This is a genomic window from Nocardiopsis sp. NPDC049922, assembly GCF_040660275.1.
Taxonomy (GTDB): Bacteria; Actinomycetota; Actinomycetes; order Streptosporangiales; family Streptosporangiaceae; genus Nocardiopsis.
Window position 1 is genome coordinate 22,865 of the sequence record NZ_JBFAME010000028.1, and the last position, 8,102, is coordinate 30,966.

The following is an 8,102-nucleotide window of genomic DNA, read 5'->3' on the forward strand; positions in this document are numbered from 1 at the left end:
GATGCCTGACGAGCGACGTCCAACCAGGCAGGAACTCAACGACGCCGAACTCGATGCCGTACTCGACGCGTTCACCGTCAACGCCCACAACGCTCTGGCGAACGAACTGGACGTCCAGTCCGGCCTCGACCAGATCAAGTCCTGGACGACCACCGACGAGCGGGTGTTCAACCATGACACCCACAGCAGACGAGGTCTCCGGCGCGGAACCTCATCCTCGCCGCCAGCGCTGGCAGGAGGACCAAAACCGACGGAAGGGCTCAAACTGTCGGCGCTATCCGACAAGATGGAGGCGACCCGCCTCCTAGGAAGATCCCGAGCAGTGACCATCACCCAGCAAGAGTTCGAGTCCCGCCTGTGGGCCGCAGCGAACGCGCTCCGCGGACCGGTCGACCCGGCCGACTTCAAGACCTACGTCTTCCCCATGCTGTTCTGGAAGTGGATCAGCGACACCTGGGAGTACGAGCACAACCAGGCGATCGAAGCGTACGGAAGCGACCTGGACGACGAGCTCGAAGCCGACTACCACCGCTTCGATATGCCGGAAGGCACCCTGTGGGGTGAGGTCACCACCCAGATCGACAACCTCGGTGCCGAGATTGCCAAGACGTTCCGGCGGATCGAGGATGCCAACCTGAAGCGGCTGTCAGGCATCTTCGGAGATGCCGCGTGGGGCAACCAGGAGCGGATCCCCGAGCGGTCCCTGCTCGGCCTCATCAAGGCGTTCGACAAGACCAAGCTCGACCCCTCCACTGTCTCCCACGACCTCCTCGGTGCCGGGTACGAGTATCTGCTGAAGAACTTCGCCGACGAGTCCGGCAAGAAGGCCGGTGAGTTCTTCACTCCGCGCGAGGTCGTCAACCTGCTCGTCGGCATCCTAGAGCCTGAACCGGAAGAGTCGGTCTACGACCCGACCTGCGGATCGGGCGGCATGCTGGTGGCGACGATCAACCAGATCCGCGAAGCAAACAAGGACCACCGGCCGCTTCGCGTGTACGGCCAGGAAGTCAACCTGACAACCTCATCGATCGCGCGGATGAACCTCTTCCTGCACGAGATCGAGGACTTCGACATCAAGCGCGGCGACACGCTCCGGCACCCCGCGTTCAAGGACACCCGGAGCGCGGTCCGCACCTTCGACGTAGTGATCGCCAATCCACCGTTCTCACTGGCCGACTGGGGCGCCGACCGTTGGTCAGGCGACCCCCGAGCGTTCGCCGGTGTACCACCGGCGAAGAACGGCGACTACGCCTTCATCCAGCACATGATCTCGTCGATGAAGTCGGGCAGCGGCCGGGTCGGGGTCGTCATGTCGCACGGTGCCCTGTTCCGCGGCGGCGCCGAGGCGCGGATCCGACAGTCCCTCATCGAGAAGGACCTCCTCGACGCGGTCGTCGGCCTCCCACCCAACTTGTTCTACTCGACGTCGATCCCAGCGTGCCTGCTGATCTTCCGGGCCAAGAAGGAAGCTACCCGGAGGAAGCACGTTCTGTTCGTTGACGGGTCGGCCCGGTTTGTGAAGGGCAAGAACCGGAACCAGATGTCGGCGGAGGACATCAAGGCCCTCATCGAGTCGTACAAGACAGGCGAGGACCCTGACGGGGAAGGCGGGGCGAACGTCCGGCTGGTGCCAGCGGACGAGATCGCCAAGAACGGGTTCGACCTCAACGTCGGCCGCTACATCAGGATCGCCGCTGAGGAGCAGGAGGACCTCGGGGCGCTCATTGTCGCCTACCAGGACGCGAAGGCGGCCAGGATGGCAGCCGAGGAACACATGCTGCAGGTGCTCACCGCCGCCGGGATCGAGGGCTTCGATGAGTGAGTGGGAGTGGGTTCCAGCCGGGACTGCCGTAACACAGCGGAAGGACATCGTTCAACTCGCCAACGATGTCGAGTACCGCACAATGGGCGTGCGCTGGTACGGCAAGGGCGCGTATGATCGGGGTGTTGGTACCACCAAGACGATCAAGGCGAAGAGGCTCTACCGCGCATCTGCGGGGGACTTCGTTTTCAATCGAATCGACACACACAAAGGTGCCTTTGATGTAGTCCCTGACAGACTCGACGGAGCACTGGCCACCAACGAGTTCCCCCTGTACCGAACCAACCCGGCGCGGCTGATGGCACGGTTCCTCTTGCTGTACTTTCAACAGGAAACCGTCCTGAGGACCATCGAAAACTCTCGATCTGGTTCCGAAGGTAGAGCGCGCTGGAAGGAAGCCGACTTTGAGGGGTGGAAGATCCCCCTCCCTCCCATTGGTGAGCAGCGGCGCATTCTCGCCGTCGTGGACGCGGTTGACCGGAAGGTCAGCTCAGCAGAGGTAGAAGCACGGCAGCTTGATCGAGTCCTAGCAAAGATACAGGCAGAGATACCAGATGCCCCCGAGCGGTATGTCGGCGATCTGCTCTTCAGTATCGACAGCGGCAAGAGTGTGAGGGCGTTGGGCGATACTCCGGTTATTGGGAAGCCGAGGATCCTCAAATTGAGTGCCATCCGGCCGAGTTCATTCGACGCGTCGGAAGGCAAGTACATCGAAGACATCACTCCGTTCTCTGGCTCTCACGTTGTCCAAGAAGGTGACCTTCTGATCACGCGCTCGAACACTCCGGATCGCGTGGGATACGTTGCCATGGCAAGGGACGTTCCGCGTGACACCTATATGCCAGACCTGATGTGGCGACTTCGCCCGGACCCAGAGAAAGTCCGAGTCGACTACCTGGAGCATGTGTTCGCATCCTCGCGTCTGCGTGCACGGGTCACAGCAACTGCTTCTGGCACCAGCCAATCTATGCGAAAAATCAACAAGGCCGGATTTTCTAAAGTACTGGTCCCCGTCCCCTCGCTCGAAGACCAGAAAGAATATGCGGATCAGTGCGCCGCTGTAGCTGCCAGCGTCAAGGCGATTCGCACCGAAATCGACCGGCTCCGCGCCGTTCGCTCTGGTCTGGTCAACGCCCTGCTGTCCCGTGAGGTCCAGGTCGACGGGGCCCTCGCCGAGTTCGTCAAGGAGAAGGGTGCGTAGCGGTGAGTTTCACTGAAGCGAGCACCATCCCAAAGTCCCTGATCGAGTGGGCCGAAGACGCCGGGTGGGAACACGTTCGAGGCGTCGACCTGCCCAGGAACACGCACAATGCGGTCATCGAGCCTTGGGCGCGGGAAGCGCTGCTGAAACTGAATCCGGACCTGGTCGAGGACCCGGAATCGGCCGACATGGTGCTGCGGGAGGTGGGGCAGGCGATCCTGGAGGCCAGGAACGGGCTCGTGGCCTCCAACGAGAGGCTGACCGTGATGCTGCGGGGCAACCACTCGTTCGTGACGGTCGACGGTCGGCACGTGCCTCGTCGGTTCATCGACTTCGACAACCCAGGCAGCAACCGGCTCACGGTGGCCGATGAAGTGACGGTCACCGGCGCGGCGGAGCCCCGGCGCATGGACGTCGTCTACTACGTGAACGGGTTCCCGCTCGTGGTCGCGGAGACGAAGACACCGGTGAAGCAGCAAGTGTCGTGGGTGAACGCCGCGAAGGACCTCTATGGCACCTACGAGGAGGAGTATCCGGGGTTCTTCGCCCCGAACCTGTTCGTGGTGGCCACCGACGGGCTGGAGCTGCGGATGGCTCCGGTCCGGACGGTCCCGGACCCGGACTCAGAGTTCTGGGCGCCGTGGGGCTCCACCGCAGACAATCCCGCCAAGATGACGGCACCGGCACGGGTCGAACGGGCGGCCCGGCTGCTGTTGGCTCCGAAGACGGTCCTGCCGATGCTGAAGGACTTTGCGATGTTCCGGCACGCCCGGGACGCCTCCGAGACGGACGTGAAGCTCCTACCGCGCTATCCGCAATTCGAGGCAGCGCTCGCGATTCACGACAAGGTCCTGGCCAATGGCCGGGGCGGTCTCATCTGGCACCACCAGGGGTCAGGCAAGACCGAGCTGATGGCCTTCGCGGCCGCCAGGGTTCTGGGGGATGCGAAGGTGGTCGAACTCTACGGCGGCCCGCCGACGGTGGTGGTGATCGCGGACCGGAGAGATCTGGTCCGGCAGACTGCGGAGATGTTCGAGACCGCCGGTATGCCACGTATGGCGGTAGCGGAGTCGAGGACCGACCTGCGGAGGATGCTGCGCAAGGACGATCCCGGGATCATCATCACGACGGTTCACAAGTTCGCTGAGGCCGGTCACCTGAACGACCGGTCGAACATCATCGTGCTCGTCGATGAGGCCCACCGCTCCCAGGAGGGCCGACTGGGTCAGGCGTGGCGGGACGCGATCCCCAACGGGAAGTTCTTCGGTGCCACCGGAACCGCCATCCGGGACAAAGACCGGTCCACCTTCCGCGTGTTCGGCGACCCCGCCGACCCGGACCTCATCATGTCCCGCTACAGCCCGGAACAGTCCATTCTGGATGGGTTCACCAAACCGGTGATCGTGGAGGGCCGGTCGGTCGGCTTCGACCTCGACAAGGAGGAGCTGGACGAAGCCTTCGACCAGCTCGCCGCCGAGGAGGACCTCGACGAGGACGAGAAGGTCTACCTGTCCGGGAAGGCCTCCCACATAGAGACCGTCTTGTCCAACCCGGAGCGGGTCGCGGCCGTCTGCGCGGACATCGTCGACCACTTCCTGGAACACGTCGCCCCGCTTGGGCAGAAAGCCCAGGTGGTCGCGTTCAACCAGCGGCTCGTCGTCGCCTACGCCCAAGCGATCGAGGCCGAACTGGCGCGCCGAGGCGCTCGCATGCCGAATGGGAAGGCCCGTGAAGTCGGGGTCGTCATGCACGTGCCGAACTCCAAAGACACACCGGCAGAGCTGAAGAAGCACATCCTCACTCCGGCCCAGGAGGAGGCACTCAAGCGACGGTTCAAGAAGGTGGACGACCCGCTGTCGTTCGTCGTCGTTACCGCGAAGTGGATGACCGGCTTCAACGCCCCCATCGAAGGGGTCCTCTACCTCGACAAGCCTGCCAAGGGTGCGAACCTGTTCCAGACGATCACCCGCCCCAACCGGCCATGGAAGAACCCGGTCACCGGGCAGCGCAAGGAATACGGCAGGGTCGTTGACTACATTGGCCTGGCCAAGGCCATCGGTGAAGCGGTCGCCGGTCCCAAGGCCGATGCCGACCAGGGGACAGGGCTCAACGTCACCGACGCCTCCCAGCTCACCGGCAAGTTCGTCCAGGACCTCACCCGGATGATGGCACTGTTCGACGGCATCGACACGGGCGATCCTTCATTCGAAGCGCTCGCCGAAGCCCACGAGCGGATCAAGGAAGACACCCCCCAGCGGACCGAGTTCATCGAGACGTTCGTCGCCCTGCAGGCGGTGTGGGAGTTCCTTGACCCGCACCCGGTGCTCACGCCGTTCAAGGCCCAGTACCTGTGGCTGGCGAAGGTGTACGAGTCCATCCGCCCCAAGGACGTGTCCAAGGCGTTCCTGTGGGAGCGCCTCGGCACGAAGACCACCGGACTGATTCACGGCCACATGGACAACGTCCGGGTTCGGGCAAACGTGACGAAGAACGTCGTTCTCGACGCGGCCGGGCTGGAACTGATCAAGCAAATCTCAGAACACCTGCAGATTCCCAAGGACGACCATTCGGACAAGGATCCGGGAGACGTCTACAAGGAGGTCCTCGACAGCATCGAGGCCCGGCTGAGACGGAACCTCGCGGAGTCCGACAGCCCTGTGTACAGGTCGTTGGCGGAGCGGATCGAGAAGATTCGTGAGAAGGTCATCACAAACGTCGAGGACTCCCTGGCCTTCCTGGAGCAGGCCCTCAAGATCGCCCAAGACGTCGTCGCTGCTGACAGGGCGGCAAAGGAGGGCAGGCTAGAGGAGCTCGAAGAGCTTGCCGATCCCAAGCATGGCGCACTTACGCAGATCGTCGAGGAGAACACCCCACCTGGCCTGCACAATATCATTCCCGACATCGTGGAACAGATCGATTCTATCGTCGCGCAGGTAGCGTACACCGGCTGGACCAAGAGCGATGCCGGTGACAAGCGGGTCCGCAGGGAACTTCGAAGTCTCCTGAAGAAGCACAAGCTCCCTGTGAAGGGCGAGCTGTTCGACAAGACGTACAAGTATGTTCGGGAGAACTACTGACAGCCGCTTCGGCGCACGCGGTCCGTGGCCCGACGCTGGGCTGCGGACCTCAGGCGCCCGCTGTACCCGTCGCCCGAGGGGTGAATCTGAGGGTCTGAGCCGTCAAGCACCGTTTACCAAAGCGAGCGCTACTATAAAGGATGCACGCCTACACACGAGTTCTGTTCCTCGCTAGATTGAACGTCGGGCACGAATCTTGCGCAGGACCTGTTCCTCAGTACCACTAAGCCCAAGGATATGCACTTCTTCTCCATCTACTTCCATGGTTCGCATACTTACAAAATCAGCAACTTCCTCGAGGAGAACAGGCTCCTCCGCAAAATACTCCCGGAGTCCACGGAGCCGATCAAAACCCGAAGCTTCTTTCTCGACCAGGCTTGCAATAAGGTTACCCAGATCTACCTCGGGGCCATCAATGCTCCAAGTCTCGGTGAATCCGCCCTGTGGAAAGTCTCGAGACCCGCACTCGCTTGGAAAGTCTCTGACATATTCGAGCACTCGACTCTCTACCGTTCGAGCGGCTTCCTTGTTCGGAACTTCGTGTAGTTCGAACAGCTCGCCACCACGAGCAAGATGGGCAGAAATACGGTCATGGCGCGCCTCGGTATTTGTGATGCCAATCTTCCAGGCACGCAGCCCAGGAAACCGGATCTTGTATACCAGGTGTGGGGAATCAGGGTCTGCAGCCTCGGCACAGCTCAAGCATGGTGCGGTGCCACGGGCGAGTTCACTGAACGAAATTAGTCGTTCAGCTCCACAGTCGGGATCGACACAATGAGCCCTGACCTTGTCGCCAAGCTTAGCATAGCCAGAATGGTCCCGAACTAGGCCATGGTACGCGAAGAACCGATCCTGATCTTCAGCGGTGGATCGAGAAAGACACCCGAAGCAGAAGTTCCCCTCCGACCTGTCCGCGAGGTCGAGACTCATGGTGGCACTCCACTGTTGGGTGGAATTGCACACGATGCACTCTACCGAGACAAGTGACCACGGACACTCCATCCGATCGGCCAGCCCAGTAACACTCAGAACCCTCCCCTCTTCATTCCGGGCAATAAAACTATCACCCAAGACAATTCGCGCAGCTTGCTCAACTGTAATATCCCATACTAAGGGATCTGACTTCAATCTGCTCTCAAAGACTTCTCGGGATACACACCACCCACAGTGAGAGAGCCCACTGGCTGGCCGCTTGTTCCGAATCTCCGCATAGGAGATCTCCCCGGGCTTCCCACAGGTGATACATGTGTAGCACCGCAGGGATTTGGAGTTGATGTGCGAACCAAGAGGATTCATCCCAAACTTCCGGAAGACGCCATCAATACAGCTCGTGCACCTACCTGGCTTACCTGCACGATTGGCGCTTGCTTGCACCCCACACTCGGGGCATGTTCTCGCAGGGTTCACCATGTCCACTCCCTCGTCATCTTGCTGGATCGCGCGCATAGGGGACAGTAGTCGTGGGCACCGACATTTAGCGTGAACCACCGAGAAGACGTGGGTTTGAGCGCTGGAGATGCGGACTCCAAGCCAAAGCTACCGAGAACCTCACGAGCTCCCACCGGACGCCGCCAGCAGCCCGTGTGTGCTCCGTTTGTGCCCTTCAGTTCCGTACTGACACGACACCAGGCGGCATCACACTGCCTCAGGTAGCACGGTGGATCGGAGGGGGTGGTACGAAACGGCACGAAATGACACGTAACGGCACCAGATCACCGGACTTCTCAGATGGTAGAGGCAGGCCCCCTATGCACCCCTGAGGGTGCACCAGACGGGCCGAAGGTGTGCACCCGGAGGGTGCACACCTCGCAGCGGAACGCGGGGCAACGCGGCACAACCAGGGAACCACCTCCCCCACTACCTGCAACTTCTCGTGTTTTCGCAGGTCAGGACACTTGCCGACCACAGTTCAAGTCCCGTCACTCACCCCAGAGCCGACAAGGCCCTGACCAGCGCAAACGCGCAGCGGTCAGGGCCTTTCGCGTTGTCGGGGGTGCACCAG

4 protein-coding genes are annotated in these 8,102 nt (G+C 61.7%); 3 read left to right on the forward strand and 1 reads right to left on the reverse strand.

Going from position 1 to position 8,102, the window contains the following annotated elements; genetic code table 11:
* The first annotated feature begins 1 nt into the window (after position 1).
* The 3 genes from AB0I72_RS26915 to AB0I72_RS26925 are packed head-to-tail and all read left to right on the forward strand — an operon-like array spanning position 2 to position 6,100.
* Complete coding sequence (locus AB0I72_RS26915; protein ID WP_358573523.1) at positions 2 to 1,822, forward strand: class I SAM-dependent DNA methyltransferase; 1,821 nt, start codon at positions 2 to 4, stop codon at positions 1,820 to 1,822.
* A complete protein-coding gene (locus AB0I72_RS26920; protein ID WP_358573525.1) occupies positions 1,815 to 3,023 on the forward strand; it encodes a restriction endonuclease subunit S in 1,209 nt (402 codons plus the stop codon). Before AB0I72_RS26915 ends, AB0I72_RS26920 begins: the two co-directional genes overlap by 8 nt.
* A 2-nt stretch (positions 3,024 to 3,025) precedes the next feature.
* Positions 3,026 to 6,100, forward strand: coding sequence for an HsdR family type I site-specific deoxyribonuclease (locus AB0I72_RS26925; RefSeq protein ID WP_358573527.1), 3,075 nt, complete (start codon positions 3,026 to 3,028; stop codon positions 6,098 to 6,100).
* Positions 6,101 to 6,271: 171 nt separating this feature from the next.
* Here AB0I72_RS26925 and AB0I72_RS26930 read toward each other — a convergent pair whose 3' ends face one another.
* Positions 6,272 to 7,030 (reverse strand): hypothetical protein, encoded by a 759-nt coding sequence (locus tag AB0I72_RS26930; protein ID WP_358573529.1) that lies wholly within the window; start codon positions 7,028 to 7,030, stop codon positions 6,272 to 6,274.
* Positions 7,031 to 8,102 lie beyond the last annotated feature (1,072 nt).